13 protein-coding genes and 1 tRNA gene are annotated in these 14,259 nt (G+C 65.5%); 4 read left to right on the top strand and 10 right to left on the bottom strand.

The window, feature by feature from the left end; genetic code table 11:
• Positions 1–16: 16 nt before the first annotated feature.
• The 7 genes from rnz to ilvA all read right to left on the bottom strand — a co-directional run bounded on the left by rnz (position 17) and on the right by ilvA (position 5,001).
• Positions 17–937, bottom strand: a complete 921-nt coding sequence (gene rnz, locus EAO80_RS00900; protein ID WP_122088064.1) for a ribonuclease Z — start codon at positions 935–937, stop codon at positions 17–19.
• Between the two features lie 46 nt (positions 938–983).
• On the bottom strand, positions 984–1,913 hold the full coding sequence (gene mptA, locus EAO80_RS00905; protein ID WP_122088065.1) for a GTP cyclohydrolase MptA: 930 nt from the start codon (positions 1,911–1,913) through the stop codon (positions 984–986).
• A 48-nt stretch (positions 1,914–1,961) separates the two neighbouring features.
• Positions 1,962–2,786, bottom strand: coding sequence for an NAD(+)/NADH kinase (locus EAO80_RS00910; protein WP_122088066.1), 825 nt, complete (start codon positions 2,784–2,786; stop codon positions 1,962–1,964).
• A 132-nt stretch (positions 2,787–2,918) separates the two neighbouring features.
• Positions 2,919–3,066: transfer RNA gene (locus EAO80_RS00915), tRNA-Met, on the bottom strand.
• A 47-nt stretch (positions 3,067–3,113) separates the two neighbouring features.
• Positions 3,114–3,467, bottom strand: coding sequence for a DUF5830 family protein (locus tag EAO80_RS00920; RefSeq protein ID WP_122088067.1), 354 nt, complete (start codon positions 3,465–3,467; stop codon positions 3,114–3,116).
• Between the two features lie 58 nt (positions 3,468–3,525).
• On the bottom strand, positions 3,526–3,645 hold the full coding sequence (locus EAO80_RS20705; protein WP_303645836.1) for an HVO_2523 family zinc finger protein: 120 nt from the start codon (positions 3,643–3,645) through the stop codon (positions 3,526–3,528).
• A gap of 105 nt (positions 3,646–3,750) precedes the next feature.
• On the bottom strand, positions 3,751–5,001 hold the full coding sequence (ilvA, locus tag EAO80_RS00925) for a threonine ammonia-lyase (RefSeq protein ID WP_122088068.1): 1,251 nt from the start codon (positions 4,999–5,001) through the stop codon (positions 3,751–3,753).
• Positions 5,002–5,190: 189 nt separating this feature from the next.
• On the opposite strand from ilvA, the gene EAO80_RS00930 reads away from it, so the two are divergent.
• From EAO80_RS00930 to EAO80_RS00940, 3 genes are all read left to right on the top strand, one after another.
• Positions 5,191–6,549, top strand: a complete 1,359-nt coding sequence (locus tag EAO80_RS00930; protein ID WP_122088069.1) for an aspartate aminotransferase family protein — start codon at positions 5,191–5,193, stop codon at positions 6,547–6,549.
• A gap of 246 nt (positions 6,550–6,795) precedes the next feature.
• On the top strand, positions 6,796–8,430 hold the full coding sequence (locus tag EAO80_RS00935; protein ID WP_122088070.1) for a BCCT family transporter: 1,635 nt from the start codon (positions 6,796–6,798) through the stop codon (positions 8,428–8,430).
• A 49-nt stretch (positions 8,431–8,479) separates the two neighbouring features.
• Positions 8,480–9,139 carry a hypothetical protein gene (locus EAO80_RS00940; protein WP_122088071.1) on the top strand — a complete coding sequence of 220 codons (660 nt, stop codon included), beginning with the start codon at positions 8,480–8,482 and terminating at the stop codon, positions 9,137–9,139.
• Here the strand turns inward: EAO80_RS00940 and EAO80_RS00945 are convergent.
• The gene (locus EAO80_RS00945; RefSeq protein ID WP_122088072.1) at positions 9,136–10,467 is read right to left on the bottom strand and encodes an amidohydrolase; all 1,332 of its coding nucleotides are present in this window, start codon (positions 10,465–10,467) and stop codon (positions 9,136–9,138) included. The genes EAO80_RS00940 and EAO80_RS00945 overlap by 4 nt on opposite strands.
• A gap of 104 nt (positions 10,468–10,571) precedes the next feature.
• Between EAO80_RS00945 and EAO80_RS00950 the strand changes: the two genes are divergently transcribed.
• Positions 10,572–11,540: a D-2-hydroxyacid dehydrogenase gene (locus EAO80_RS00950; protein WP_122088073.1), complete on the top strand. Its 969-nt coding sequence runs from the start codon at positions 10,572–10,574 to the stop codon at positions 11,538–11,540.
• On the opposite strand, the gene EAO80_RS00955 is transcribed toward EAO80_RS00950, so the two are convergent.
• Positions 11,541–12,902 carry an FAD-dependent oxidoreductase gene (locus tag EAO80_RS00955; protein WP_122088074.1) on the bottom strand — a complete coding sequence of 454 codons (1,362 nt, stop codon included), beginning with the start codon at positions 12,900–12,902 and terminating at the stop codon, positions 11,541–11,543.
• Between the two features lie 142 nt (positions 12,903–13,044).
• Positions 13,045–14,223, bottom strand: a complete 1,179-nt coding sequence (locus tag EAO80_RS00960) for a M24 family metallopeptidase (RefSeq protein WP_162993823.1) — start codon at positions 14,221–14,223, stop codon at positions 13,045–13,047.
• Positions 14,224–14,259: the final 36 nt, after the last annotated feature.

Below are 14,259 nucleotides of genomic sequence, written 5' to 3' on the forward strand. Positions count from 1 at the left end.
GGCCGTTCGTCGCCTCCTACTCGGGGAACGATACCTCGACCTCCAGCCCGTCCTCGGCGACGAACGCCTCATCGTGTGCCTCGCTCGCCTCGCGGGCGAGTTCGGAAGCATCGCCGGCGTAGCGCGAGGAGATATGCGTCAGGGCGAGGCGTTTGGCCCCGGCATGGGCGGCGAGTTCGCCGGCCTCGCGGGCGGTGGCATGGCCCGTCTCGCGGGCGCGTTCGGCCCAGTCGTCCCCGAAGGTCGCGTCGTGGATCAGCAGGTCGGCGTCCGCGGCGGCCTCGCGGCCCTCCTCGGTCGGGCGGGTGTCGCCAGTATAAACGACCCGCCGGCCGGGGCGGGGCGGTCCGACGACCTGTTCCGGCTCGACTGCGGTGCCGTCCTCCAGTTCGATCGACTCGCCCGAGTGAAGCGCGCCGAACTTCGGGCCGACCGGCACGCCGAGTTCCTCGGCGCGCTCGCGGTCGAACCGGCCCTTCCTGTCGGACTCGACGAGCGCGTAGCCGACCGACCGGGTGCGGTGTTCGGTCCGAAAGGCCCGGACCTCGTACTCCTCGCCGCCGTGGACCGTCTCGCCGGGGGCGGCCTCGCGGACTTCGAGGGGATAGCCCAGCCGAGCGTCGAGCGCGCCCACGAGGTCCTCGACGGTATGGCGGGTCCCGCGGGGCGTGTAGATGGCGAGGGGATCGGCCCGGTCGTTGAAGTCGAGCGTCTGGCACAATCCGGGTAGTCCGAGGACGTGGTCGCCGTGGACGTGAGTGAGGAAGACCGCCGAGATCGAAAACCCCGTCCGGAAGCGCATCATCTGGCGTTGGGTGCCCTCTCCACAGTCGAAGAGTAACTCCTCACCCTCGCGGTTGAGGTAGATCCCGCTCGGGTTGCGTCGGGCGGTGGGAACCGCGCCGCTGGTCCCCAGAAAGGTCACGCGTAAGGTCATTGGCGGCTCTGCGGGCGGCGTGCCTAAACGGGTGTCGGATCCGTCCTCAGTCGCCGTTGAACTCGGCTTTGAGCGTCTCCAGTTCCGCGACCCGCTCGGCGTGGGCGTTGTGCTGGTGGATCGACTCGTCGTTGGACTGTTTCATCGTCACGACGGCGTCGGAGGGCAGGTCGGGGAACTCCCGAATGACGCCCTCTGCCATCGCGCGCACGCAGTCCTCGACGAACTTCGCGTCGGCATGGCTCTCGTAGGTCATGTGGTCCTCATCGGGGCGCTTCGCGAGGTTGTAGATCCGCGCGCTCATCGAGTCACGTGCCACGTCGATCAGCTCGTTCAGATCGACCTCGGGTGCGCCCTCGCTTTCGACGGTGAGGGTGGCATGCCCGCGCTGGGAGTGGCCCGCCTGAGGCACCCGATCGAGGAACTCCGTGATGGTCCCGTCGTCGACATCGAGGTTCTCGAGGGTCTCGCGCGCTCGGGCGGCGGACATCCCCTGCGAGCAGGGACAGACGGTCATTCCAGTGACCCGGGTACCAATCTCCTCGCGGGTACCCTCCTCCGTGGCGGTCGCCCCGGCGATGATGTCGACGGTGCCCTGGGTTTCGCGGTCGCTTTCGGGCGTGCGATCGCGGGTCATGTACTCGGCCTCCATCGAGACCTCCGCCCGCGAGGTGTAGTCGTGACGCGACAGCAAGCGTTCGGCGGCGTCGCCACAGACGTCCTCGACCCGGTAGGTCGGTTCGCTCACGGCGTCTTCGAGGATCTCGTTGATGACCTCCATGTTCCGGCTCATGTCGGCACCCTTGCGCCAACTGGGCAGGTCGACGAACACCTCGAACTCGGCCATCAGCACGATGGGGCGCTCGTCGGAACGGGCGACTTTGACGAGTTTCTCGACCCCGGTGACGCCGACCTGGCTCAGTCCCACGGTCACGTCGGGGCTGTCGGCTTGTACGTCCGGCAGTTGCCTGCTCATTGTATATGTATTGGGCCGACGGCGATTCAACGTTTCCATCTCGACCGTTCAGTCGAGTTTGCCAAGCGCCTCGAAGAAGTCGACCGGCGGGCCGGCCAGGTGAGCCGGCTGTTCGGCGAGTTCGAGTTCGATCCGCGACGGTGGCTCGATGGCTCGCTGGTCCTTCCCGTCGCTGATGGCATACGCGAGGTCGGCGTCATCGACGCGGACGGACAGCTCGCGGTCGTCGCCGACGACCAGCGACGGCATCGGTTCGGTGGCGCACATCTCCGTGACGACGAGTCCCGAAACGCCGGGGTGGACGAGCGGGCCGTCCTCACTCAGGTTGTAGGCGGTACTACCCGTCGGCGTCGAGATCAACACCCCGTCGGCGTGCCCGCCGGTGTACAGCGAGCCGTCGATCCGGACCTCGATCGTACAGCCCTGGCCGTGGCCGCGTTGAGGGCCCTGGATCACGATCTCGTTGAGCGCCGGCGAGAGCGTCCAATCCTCGCCCCGGATCTTGATTCGAGGGACCGGCCGCGAGCGAACCGTACCGACCTCCCGGGCGTACTCGATCTCGTCGGTGACCGCCCGAACGGCGTCGTCCGGCGAAACGGCGTTCAGAAAGCCGACCTCGCCGAGGTTCACCCCTAAAATCGGGGTCGCACCCACCCCGCGGGCGGTAAAGAGGAAGGTCCCGTCGCCCCCGATGCTCACGACGAGGTCGCACTCGCGCATCGCCGTCGGGTCGACCCCCGCGGTCGAGAGCGCCTCGCCGGTCGCCGTATCGACCTGCACCGAAACGTCCTCCTCGCGGAGCGTCTCCCTGATCTCGTCGGCCAAGTTCGCTGCGCGTGCGTTGTCCTTCTGGGCGACGATACCGACGTCCATACCGCTCCTGCGTCTCGGTCCCGTAAAAACATCCCGTCCGAGAGGACCCTGTATCAGTACCTCGATATTCGTTCCCGCTCCTGACCTTCCGAGCGTTGCCACTCGTCTTCGACTCGTGGCGGTTTCGAAAAGTGCCCGGGGAGGGCTCCGAACCCTCGATCTCCGCATGACCCAGATTCGAGCCGTGGCACGGCGCGTGGGCATGGGAGGCTTCCAAGGCAGCCGCCTCGACTCTGAAACCCTATGAGTGCGGCGCTATGACCAGCTAAGCCACCCGGGCGCGTTCGTCGGTTGTCGGCTGTCGACCTTTAAGGTTCTCATCTGCGCTCACTCCCGGCCGGTGACCTTCCGGATACACGAGGAGCCGAAGGGGCCGTGTTCGCCGGATTCGAACCGGATGAAGTGGCCCGTCGAGAGCCCCGCCCCACAGCGCCGACAGGTAAACTCGCCTTCTTTCACCACTACCTCGCTCTCGAAGCTGACGAACGCCCCCCGCTGGGGACGGATCAGGCCGTTCTCGCGCGCGATGATCCCGCGTTTCTCCGCTGTATCGAGGATCTCGCGGGTGAGATGGGGATCTGTCGTTACCGTCTCGAGGCGGTCGACGGCCTCCGAGAGTTCCAGGGACTCGTCCTCGCAGTGTTCGAGCAGTTCACAACCCAGCTCCACCGGATCGCTCATCACCCGTCTTTCCCCGTCGGTTCACAAAGCGCTTCCCACACTACGCGGCGTTCGGATGTCAGTAGAAGGTGTCCGCACAGTCGTAGATCACGCCGTGGTTCGGACAGACGTACTTGCAGTGGCGGTGGTACATCGGCGTCTCACAGCGCGGGCAGGGCCGGCCGCCGGTGTCGCTCATACTCGATTGAGGACGCCGGGTGTGCTAAGCGTTCGGGGCCGGGATCGACCCTTGATAGTCGACCGAGTCGCGCCCGACGATGTCGAGATCCCGCACCGCGGGCGATCAGCCGAAGATCGGGTCATCGCACAACTCCGCATCGAGCACCGAAACGCCCTCGATCCCGTCGAGTCCCGCGAGAACGCCCCCCACGTGTTCGGGGCCGTTCCCCTCGATCCCGAGGACGAGCGACCGGCGGTTCGGGTCGTCGCCGGGCGTGCGTCGGTCCGTCTCGACGGCAGCGAGCTCCGCCCCGCCCTCGGCTACCCGGTTTGCGATCGCCTCGATCCGGGAGCGGTCGTCGACGGCGAGCCGCGGCGTCGCGTATCGGCCGAGCTCGATCAACCCCTGGCGGACGAGGTCGGCGTGGTCGGTGAGGTCGACGTTGCCTCCCGAGAGCACGGCCGCGACGTGTTCGTCGGCGACGTCCGCCGCACCCGACAGTAACGCCGCCAGCGGCGCGGCGCCCGCCGGCTCGACGACGGTCTTCGCGCGCTCGGCCGCCAGCGCGACAGCGGCCGCGATCTCCGCGTCGGAGACGGTCAGCACGCCGTCGACCCGCCCGCGCATCGTCTCGAAGGTGGTTTCCAGCAGTCGAGTATCGGCGATCCCGTCGGCGACGGTGTCGACCGACTCGCGCTCGTAGATCGCCCCCTCAGAAAGCGAGCGCCCTGCGTGGGCCGCGCCCTCGGGCTGGACGCCCAGAACGCGAATCGAGGGATCGGCCGCCGTCAGCGCGGTCGCGATCCCCGAGATCAGCCCGCCACCGCCGATCGCCACTAGGACGGTGTCGAGTTCGGGGTACTGCTCGCGCAGTTCGAGTCCGATCGTTCCTTGCCCGGCGATCACCCGCTCGTCGTCGAACGGGTGGACGAACGCCCATCCCTCGCGCTCGGCCAGTTCGAGCGCGTGCTCGTAGGAGCGTTCGTAGATGTCGCCCTCGACGACGACCTCCGCGCCGTAGCCCCGGGTCGCGGCGATCTTTGCTGCCGGCGTGATTTCGGGAACGACGATCGTCGTCTCGATCCCTAACAGGTCGCCGGCGAGCGCGACTCCCTGGGCATGGTTGCCCGCGCTCGCCGTGATCACGCCCCGATCGAGCTGTTCCGCCGAAAGCTGAGCCATGCAGTTGTACGCCCCCCGAATCTTGAACGAGCCCGTCCGCTGGGCGTTCTCGAGTTTGAGTCCTACCGAACGTGCCCCGCTCATCCCCGCGAACGTCGTCGAGCGATCCATCGGCGTCCGGTGGATCACCTCCGCGAGGCGCTCGCGTGCAGCCTCGACGTCCTCGACGGTGATCGGGTTCTCGCCCGTCATCCCATTCCCTCGATCGTGTACGTTGATAGCATGCGGGCTCATCTCACGCCGTCCACTTAACTGTACACAGGAACCGTTGACATCGGATACGGACGGCGCTCCGATTCGGTTCGCCGATATCGGATACTGTGTATGTCACGTTCGGGAACCGTTGAGAAGTTATTTATCGACGGTGTTCATGGGTGACGTATGGCAGGACCACCGATCGAGGAGATCCACTTCGAGAACGCGCCCGACGTCGGGGAAGTGCCGGGCCCCGAGTCCACACGACTGGTCGAGAAACAACGCGAGATCGACAGCAGCGCCGTCGCCTATCCCAACGACATCCCGCTTGCCTTCGAGGAGGGGAAGGGCGCGACGCTCCGGGATGCCGACGGCAACACCTTCATCGACCTGTTTGCGGGCATCGGCGTGCTCAACGTCGGCCACGCGAACCCCTACGTGATGGAGGCGGTCCACGAGCAGGCCGACAAGATCGTTCATACGGTGGACTTCCCCAGCGAGGCCCGCCTCGAACTCATCGAGAAGCTCGACGAGATCGCACCGGGCGAACTCGCGGGGGACAATCGAGTGATCTTCGGCGGTCCGACCGGCAGCGACGCCATCGAGGCCGCGATCAAGCTCGCGAAGTACAACACCGGTAACACCGGTCTGATCGCCTTCCGGGGGGCCTACCATGGCCCAACCAGCGGCCCGATGAGCCTGACCTCAAACAAGAAATTCAAGAGCCGCTACACGCCCCTGCTCCCCGACGTCGTCCACGCGCCCTATCCTTACCCACTCAGACAGGGCAAAACCGAGGACGAGGCGGTGAAGGACGCCCTCGAAGAGGTCCGCGCGATCGTCGAGGACCCCTACGGCGGGCTTGCCAATCCAGCAGGTATTTTCGCCGAGCCGATTCAGGGCGAAGGCGGGGTCGTCGTCCCGCCGGAGGGATTTCTCGAGGGGCTGCGCGAGATCGCCGACGACAACGCCCTTCCCTTAGTGTTCGACGAGATCCAATCAGGATTGGGCCGCTCGGGCGAGTGGTTCGCCTGCGAGCACTACGACGTGACGCCCGACGCGATGACGATGGCCAAGGCCCTCGGAGGAGCCGGTTTTCCCCTCTCGGCGACGATGTACCGCGAGGAACTCGACACGTGGGGACCGGGCGACCACGCCGGCACCTACCGGGGCCACGTCGTCGCGATGCGTGCGGGCACGCGGGCTATCGAGTACATCCAAGAACACGACCTCCTCGCGCATGCCCGCGAACTCGGCGAGTACCTGCGGGGCCGGCTGCGCGAGGCCGGCGAGTCGAACCCGCTCCTGGCGGAGGTCCGTGGGAAGGGCCTGTTCATCGGCGCGGAGTTCTCGGACGACGGCGAACCCGCCGACGAGGTCGTCGACGAGATCCAGCGCTACTGCTACGAGCGCGGCGTGCTCGTCTGGACCGCCGGCCGCCACGGAAGCGTTCTTCGCCTGTTGCCGCCGCTCGTGCTCACCCACGAACTGGCCGAGACGGCGATGGACGTGGTCTGCGAGGCGATCGAGCGGACGACCCCTTGAGAACCGCGCCGCTTCGACGTTCGTTGTCCTATCGTCCCGCTCGGCACTCAGTATACGTAATATGTGTGTGCTATCTACAATAATCGCAACCGTTAAGACCGTCGTTCCCGATTGAGCCCGATAGATGACACCACATACCATGATCGGGGGTGGACTGCGACACGCATCAGAGAACGGCCCCGTCGTCCGGGACGCCGATCCGACCGAACCGTGCGAGCGCGACGGTGGAACGGGGGTGCTCTAAGTATGGCTGACGACGAACTCGGAGCAGTCGGTCGGTTCCGAGAGGAGATCGATCCGGTCGTCTTCCTGGTCGGCGCCGGGATCACGCTGGGCGTGATCGTGACGTTCTTCGTCAACCCCACCGCCGTTCAGGACGCGATCGCGGACCTCAACGGGGTAATGAACCAGTACCTGAACTGGGCGTTGCTCGTGATCGTCTTTCTGATCGTCCTGTTCTTGCTGTTCCTGATCGTCGGGCCATGGGGCAAGATCAAGTTCGGCGACGACCCGCCCGAGTACAGCTTCCTGTCGTTTTTCTCGATGCTGTACTCCGCGGGCTTCGCCGCGGGCGTCGTCTTCTGGGGACCGACCGAGGCGCTGTTCTATTATGCCGACCCCTCGCCGCTGTTCGACGTTTCAGGGGGATCGGCCGCGGCGATGAGCATCGCCGTCCAACAGACCCTCTTTCACTGGGCGCTGCCCCAGCTCGCGGTCTTTACGATCATGGGCATCGCCATCGGCTATTACACGTATAACTACGAGAGCGTGCCCCTGAGAGTGTCCTCGGCGTTGACGCCGATCCTCGGCAAGGACAATCTCGACGGGCCGGCCGCGAAGGTCGTCGACATCCTCGCGGTGTTCGCGACCATCGGCGGCGTCGCCACCTCGCTCGGGTTCATCGGCAGCCAGTTCATCAGCGGCCTGAACTTCCAGTGGGGAATCGACCTCGGAAACGCCGGCATCCTGATCGTGGTGACGACGATGACGCTGCTGTTTACGATCTCGATGGTGCTCGGCGTCGATAAGGGGATCCGGCGGCTTTCGAACTTCAACATGATACTGTTCGTCACGCTCATGCTCGCGACGTTCCTCGTCGGTCCCTCGATCTTCCTCGTCCTGCTGGGGACGCAGGCCGTCGGCGGGATGATCAGCGATTTCGTCGCCATGAGCCTCTTTACGGGTGCGGGCGTCGAGGGCGGCACCGAGTGGGCCAACGCCTGGACGGTCTTCTACTGGGCGTGGGCGCTCTCGTGGTCGCCCTTCGCGGGTCTGTTCATCGCGCGGATCTCGCGCGGGCGGACGGTCCGTGAGGTCGCCTTTACGGGCATTGCCGCGACCTCCGCGGCGACCATCCCGTGGTTCACGTTCATCGGCGGCACGGCCGTTTGGGCCCAGCACAACGGCGTCGCCGACTTCGGCGCGGTGATCGCCGGCGAGATCGGCCCGGAGGCATCCGGGTTTATCCTCTTCGAGGCGTTCCCGTTCGGGTCGGTGCTCATGATCGCGTTCATGGTCCTCGTGACGACCTTTTTCATCACGTCGGCGGACTCCTCGACGCTCGCCGTCTCGATGATGACTACCGGCGGGAAAGCCCACCCTTCGACCATCAACCGGGTGTTCTGGGGTGTAGTGCTGGGGATAACCGCCGCGATCCTCATGATCATCGGCGGCGAGGGCGGCGTTGAAGCGCTCCAGCAGGCGGTCGTCATCACGGGCGCACCCTTTGCGTTCGTCTGCTTCCTCGCGATGCTCGGGCTCGCAAAGGAATTCAGTGCGAACCACGGCCGCGTGATCCTACAGGACGGGGCGTGGATCATCGGCTCGGGGCCCGACCGCTCGAAACAGAACGACACCCCGCCCGCCGCCGACGACGACTGATTCGCCCCCATTCACAAGCGTTTTCCGACATCGTACACGATTTCCGTGTATGAGTAGCGACAACGAAACCCCCAGTAGCGAGTCGGCCGCCGACCTCGCGTTCGATCCCGGGCGCGACCGGGGAATCCTGACTCCAAGTGACCGGGAGTTCCTGTTGGGGCGTAAAACCGACTACACCGAGCATTCGAAGAAACAGAAGCGAAACCGGATCCGCCGGCGGGTCCGCAACGCGATCCTCGATTTCACCATCCTGTTCGATCACTTGGACGAGCGCGACCGCGAGACGGTGTTCGACCCCGAAAACGAGAAACGGGAGGCCTACACCCGTGGGATCACCGACACGCTCGCCTTCTTCCATCTCGGGACGATGGGGTATTCGACGCCGTTCAAGGACATGCTCGCTCGCGGGGTCTCGAAGGGCGAACAGGAGCTGGCGGACTCGGAGTACCGGATGGTGAACGTCGAGTTCAACGTCGACCCCGTCGGGCGGATCGACGTCGACGAGGTGGTCGAGAAGCTCGACGAGGGCCGGTTCGACGAGCTCACCGACGAGGAGTTGCGGGCGTTCGTGCGCCTGCTCGCCGAAAGCGAGGCGTTCTCCTCGGCGCCGGTCCGTGAGGAACTCAAGGGACGGATGGACGAGTTCGTCCGCCGGACCGCAGAGGCGACTGCCCACCGTGAGGGGCGTATCGAGGATCTGACCGATTAGGGGCGCTCGGCCGCGATTTTCTCGATCGATCCGGTGAGCACGTCGAGTGCGATCCCCAGCGAACGCTCGTCGACGTCGAAATGCGGGGTGTGGTGGCTGTCGGGGTGGTCGGTTCCGACGACGAGATACGAGGCCAGCCCGCCCGCGTCCTGTACCGCCTCCATGAGGAAGGTCGCGTCCTCGCTCGCACCGAAATCGGCGGTTTCGACCGGATTGTCGACCCCATCGACCCCGCGTGCGACCCCGTGGACCAGCGCCGCGAGCTCGGGATCGCTGTCCGCGCGCGGCGACTCGCTGTGGACCTGCAGGTCGGCCTCACAGCCGTGCATCTCGGCGGCCGACGTACAGACCCGCTCGAAGCGCCCCTTCATCGACTCCATCAGCCGGGTGGTCTCGCCGCGCACCTCCGCGCTGATCCGCGCGTCCTCGGCGATGACGTTGCTCGTCGTTCCGGCCTCGACCCGGCCGACGTTGACCCGCGTCATCCCCTCGGCGTGACGCGGGATCCCGTAGGCCTCGCTCACCGCGGTCGCCATGGCTTGGATCGCGTTGGCCCCCTTCTCGGGCGCTTGTCCCGCATGGGAGGACTGTCCGGTGAAATCGACGTGCATGTGGCTCATCGCCAGCGGCTTTTCGATCCCCGCGACGACCTCGCCGGTGGGGTGATCGAGGCCGACGTGGACACAGAGCAGGTACTCGATACCCTCCATGTAGGGCCCTTCGGCCATCGGCCGTCCGCCGCCGCCGTCCTCCTCTGCGGGCTGGAAGAAAACGGTGAAAGTACCGGAGAAATCGCTCTCGGCGACGGCCTCCAGCACCGCGATCCCGATCGTCATGTGGGCGTCGTGCCCGCAGGCGTGCATCATCCCCTCGTGTTCGGAGCGAAACCCCTCGCGTGCGGGGAGGTGCCCCTCGTCCGAGGCCTCCTCGATGAACAGCCCGTCGATGTCGACCCGAAGCCCGATCGAGGGGCCCTCGCCGCGATCGAGGACGGCCACACAGCCCGTATATCCACCCTCGCAGGCCGAAAGCACGTCCTCGCGGGCGCCAGCCGCCCGCGCCCGATCGAACCATTTCTCCAACTCCTCGTCGTCCGGGACCGCCATGCGCTCGTCGGGGGCCATCGCCTCGCGTCCGACCGCGAGTTCGTCGACACCGCGGGAACCGTTCGGCTCCCGCAAGCCATCCGAGCACTGCTCGGCGACCCCTATGTGCTCGATCTCGTCGACCAGCAGGCTCGTCGTGTAGAACTCCCGCCACGCCGGTTCGGGGTACCGGTGAAAGGTCCGTCTGCGCTCGACCATCCCCTCGCGTATCGTCCGTGACATTCTCTCGCGAACTCGTCGTTCCAGCCACTTAAAAATACACAGAATTCGTTGATAGCGAATACGAAGATTTTAGCGGTATGCGGTGATCGAGTGGAACGATATCTATGACTGAGGACCGACCGGACGTGGTGGTGCTGCGCGAGGGGACCGAGGGCCTCTCGACCGAACCGTACGCCGAAGAGCTGCGCGAGCGGCTGCCCGACCGGGAGGTCCGCCGGGCCCGGACGCCGAGCGAGGAGCGCGAGCTGATCGAAAATGCCCGAATCGCAACCGGGGTGCGGATCGGCGAGGATTTACTAGAGCACGCCGAGGCGCTCGAACTGTTCGCGTGTGCCTTCGCGGGCACCGAGCACCTCCCGATCGAGGCGCTGCGCGAGCGGGGCGTGGCGGTGACCAACGCCGGCGGGATCCACGCGCCAGGGCTCGCGGAGGGCGTTCTGGGGAACATGCTCGTCTTCGCCCGGCGGCTCCACGAGGGCTGGCGGCGAAAACAGAACAGGGAGTGGCGCCACTTCCAGTCCGGGGAACTGACCGGCAGCACAGTAACAGTTGTCGGCCTCGGTTCCATTGGGAAGGCGCTCGTCCAGCGATTGGCGGGAATGGAGGTCGAAACTATTGGAGTGCGCTACAGTCCTGAAAAAGGTGGGCCGACCGACGAGGTGATCGGGTTCGACGAGGAAGGTCTCCACGACGCACTCGCGCGCACCGATTACCTCGTGATCGCCTGCCCGCTGACGGAGACGACGAGGGGGCTGATCGGCGAGGCGGAGTTCGCCACCCTACCCCCCGAGGCGGTCCTGATCAACACCGCCCGCGGGCCGATCGTCGAAACCGACGCGCTGGTGGATGCGATCCAGACCAACGCCATTCGTGGGGCGGCACTGGACGTGACCGACCCCGAACCCCTCCCTTCAGAACACGTCCTGTGGGGCTTCGAGAACGTCATGATAACGCCGCATACGGGCGGGCATACTCCGAAACACTGGGAGCGACTGGCGGAGATCGTCGCCGGAAACGTCGAGCGTCTCGACGTTTCCGGCGAGCTCGAGAACCTCGTGCTCGCGCCGGAGTGATCAGTCGTCGTCGGCCGGGATCGCTTGCGTCTCGGGAAAGTTCCCGACCGTCGCCTCGCGGAAGCCCCGTTCGTCGAACTCGAACTCGCCGTCGAGGAACTCCATCAGCTGATCGGTGTCGCGCATGGCGTTCTTCAGGCAGGTCGAGGCGCCCGGCGAGGGGGTGACGTTGAAGATGATCCCGTCGCCGGTGATCTTGGCCTCGCCCATGTCGAGGTTCTTGCCCTCGGTGTCGACGATCTGGGGGCGCACCCCGCCGTAGCCCTTCGCCCGCTCGATGTCGTCGAGTTCGACGTTCGGGACGACCTTCTTCACGTGCGGGAGGAAGGCGCGTTTACCGACTTCGGGGACATCGTAGAGCAGGTTCCTGAGCACGTACGGCAGCAGGACCCGGTCGGCCAGCACGTTGCCGTAGCTGAGGAAGGAATCGACGTTCAGTCCGAAGACGTCGAAGAAGTCCTCGACCGTCGAGAGCTCCCCGCGTTCGAGCGTCGGCACGAGCTTGGCCGTCGGCCCGAACCGGGTGATTGAATCGTCGTGGACGTCCGCGTCGCCGTGGATCGCGGCGAAGGGGAGCTTCTGCATCTGGAGCGTGTAGACCTTACCGTTCAGCAGGTCGTCGCCGAGGAAGAAACTGCCCGCGACGGGCAACAGGGACTTGTTCTTCCCGTAACCCATCTCCTTTGCGACCTGCAGGCTGTGTGAACCCGCCGCGACGACGGCGGCCTCGGCCTCGAACCAGCCCGCCTCGCTCTCGACGATGAAGCCGTCGTCGGTCTCGTCGAGGCGCTTTACCTCGCTGCCGGTGTAGACGTCGATCCCCTCCTCCTCGCTTGCGTCCTCGACGAACGATTTTGCGGTCTCGCCGTAGTCGACGACGTAGCCGTCGGGCGTCTGGAGCGCCAGCAGTTCGGTGTCGGGATCCCGTCCCTCGACGACATTGGGTTCGATCTCGGCGATCTCCTCGCGGTCGATCGCCCGAAGGTTCGGGTACAGGTCCGAAAACCCCTCGTCGTGATAGCGTGCGGTGAGTTCGTCGACCTCCTCCTCGCCGACCGCCAGCACCATCTTGCTTCGCTTGCTGTGGATCTCCCGGTCGGGGTCCTCGTCTTCGAGGTAGCCCGCGAGCATCTGGGCCCCTTCGTTCACCTCTTCGGCCTTCTCGCGGGTGTAGTTGGTCTCGATGTCACCGAAATGCAGCGTCTGGGAGTTGTTCGTGTGATGGGAGTTGATCGTCGCGATCTCGTCCTCCTTTTCCAGTAACGCTACCCGCTCGATGTCGGTGAACTTCGAGACGGTATAAAGCAGCGCTGCCCCACTAATTCCTCCGCCGACGATGACGAGGTCGTATTTTTCTACCATGATGTAAACCCTCCTGCACGACGGTCGTTTCACTCGGATGAACGAGTCTCGACTACTTTTCTATGTCGATATCCGCCGGTAGAAACGTTACCACGCCACAATTCGAAGGACCGGTACTGCGATCACCGAACGACCCGGGCGATTAGACCGAGAACACCTTCTGGGGGAACGAGGAGAAGCGTTCGGCCCCGTTTGCCGTCACCCGGAACGACTCGCTGATCTCGACGCCCAACTCGTCGGTCCAGATACCGGGAATCATGTGGAAAGTCATGTCCTCCTTCAACACCGTTTCGTCGCCCGGTCGGAGGCTCGCGGTGTGCTCGCCCCAGTCCGGCGGGTAACCGAGCCCCATCGAGTAGCCGATGCGGTCCTCCTTCTCGATGCCGTGTCTCGCGATCGACTCCCGCCAGGCAAGTTCGACCTCCTCGCAGGTCACACCCGGTGCGGCCGTATCGAGCGCCGCGTTCAGCCCCTCGACGACCACGTCCGCGACCCGCTCCATCTCGTCGGGGACGCCCCCAACGACGGCGGTCCGCGCAAGCGGCGAGTGATACCGGTGGCGACAGCCCGCCAGCTCGACGATCACGGGGTCGCCCTCCTCGAAGGGCTCGTCCGACCACGTCAGATGCGGCGTCCCGGTGTGTTCGCCCGAGGGCATCAGCGGGACGATCGCCGGATAATCGCCGCCGAAGGACTCGGTGCCCGCAACGAGGGTGTGGTAGATCTCCGCCGCGACCGTGGACTCGGGAACGCCCTCGCCCATCGCGTCGATCCCGGCCTGCATCGCGGCCTCAGAGAGCTGGGTGGCCTGCTCGATCAACTCGATTTCGGCATCGGATTTCACCACGCGCACCCAGCTCACGAGCAGGGTGGCGTCCGAGAACGTCGCCTCCGGGAGTCGCTCTCGGAGACGCTGGTGGGATTTGGCGGTGTAGTAGTAGGCGTCCATCTCGACGCCGACATGCGTATCGCCCCGTCCCATCTCCTCGATGACGTGGGCGACGTAGTCCATCGGGTGTTTGCCTACGGGCGACTGGACGTGGTCGTCGCTGTAGGGGTAGAGATTCTCGTGGTCGATCCAGACGGTGGCTTTCGCGCCGTTTTTGTCCATGTCGCGGCCCACCCAGACGGGCTGGTCGTGGTCCAGCGAGACGATCAGCCCCTGATGGACGTAAAACGACCAGCCGTCGTAGCCCGAGAGGTAGTTCATGTTCGCGGGATCGGTGAGAAAGAGCGTCTCGATTCCCGCCTCGCGCATGTGGTCTTTCGTTCGCTCCAGTCGCCGTTCGTACTCCGCTCGTTCGAACACCTGCACGGTAATCACTAACAAGACCATCCTCTCGGCCGCGGGACTTAT

The organism is Halalkalicoccus subterraneus (genome assembly GCF_003697815.1).
GTDB lineage: Archaea > Halobacteriota > Halobacteria > Halobacteriales > Halalkalicoccaceae > Halalkalicoccus > Halalkalicoccus subterraneus.

Bases quoted from the DNA above. Each gene is read 5' to 3' on its own strand.
- rnz (WP_122088064.1), bottom strand. From the start codon at position 937: ATGACCTTACGCGTGACCTTTCTGGGGACCAGCGGCGCGGTTCCCACC.
- mptA (WP_122088065.1), bottom strand. From the start codon at position 1,913: ATGAGCAGGCAACTGCCGGACGTACAAGCCGACAGCCCCGACGTGACC.
- EAO80_RS00910 (WP_122088066.1), bottom strand. From the start codon at position 2,786: ATGGACGTCGGTATCGTCGCCCAGAAGGACAACGCACGCGCAGCGAAC.
- EAO80_RS00920 (WP_122088067.1), bottom strand. From the start codon at position 3,467: ATGAGCGATCCGGTGGAGCTGGGTTGTGAACTGCTCGAACACTGCGAG.
- EAO80_RS20705 (WP_303645836.1), bottom strand. From the start codon at position 3,645: ATGAGCGACACCGGCGGCCGGCCCTGCCCGCGCTGTGAGACGCCGATG.
- ilvA (WP_122088068.1), bottom strand. From the start codon at position 5,001: ATGACGGGCGAGAACCCGATCACCGTCGAGGACGTCGAGGCTGCACGC.
- EAO80_RS00930 (WP_122088069.1), top strand. From the start codon at position 5,191: ATGGCAGGACCACCGATCGAGGAGATCCACTTCGAGAACGCGCCCGAC.
- EAO80_RS00935 (WP_122088070.1), top strand. From the start codon at position 6,796: ATGGCTGACGACGAACTCGGAGCAGTCGGTCGGTTCCGAGAGGAGATC.
- EAO80_RS00940 (WP_122088071.1), top strand. From the start codon at position 8,480: ATGAGTAGCGACAACGAAACCCCCAGTAGCGAGTCGGCCGCCGACCTC.
- EAO80_RS00945 (WP_122088072.1), bottom strand. From the start codon at position 10,467: ATGTCACGGACGATACGCGAGGGGATGGTCGAGCGCAGACGGACCTTT.
- EAO80_RS00950 (WP_122088073.1), top strand. From the start codon at position 10,572: ATGACTGAGGACCGACCGGACGTGGTGGTGCTGCGCGAGGGGACCGAG.
- EAO80_RS00955 (WP_122088074.1), bottom strand. From the start codon at position 12,902: ATGGTAGAAAAATACGACCTCGTCATCGTCGGCGGAGGAATTAGTGGG.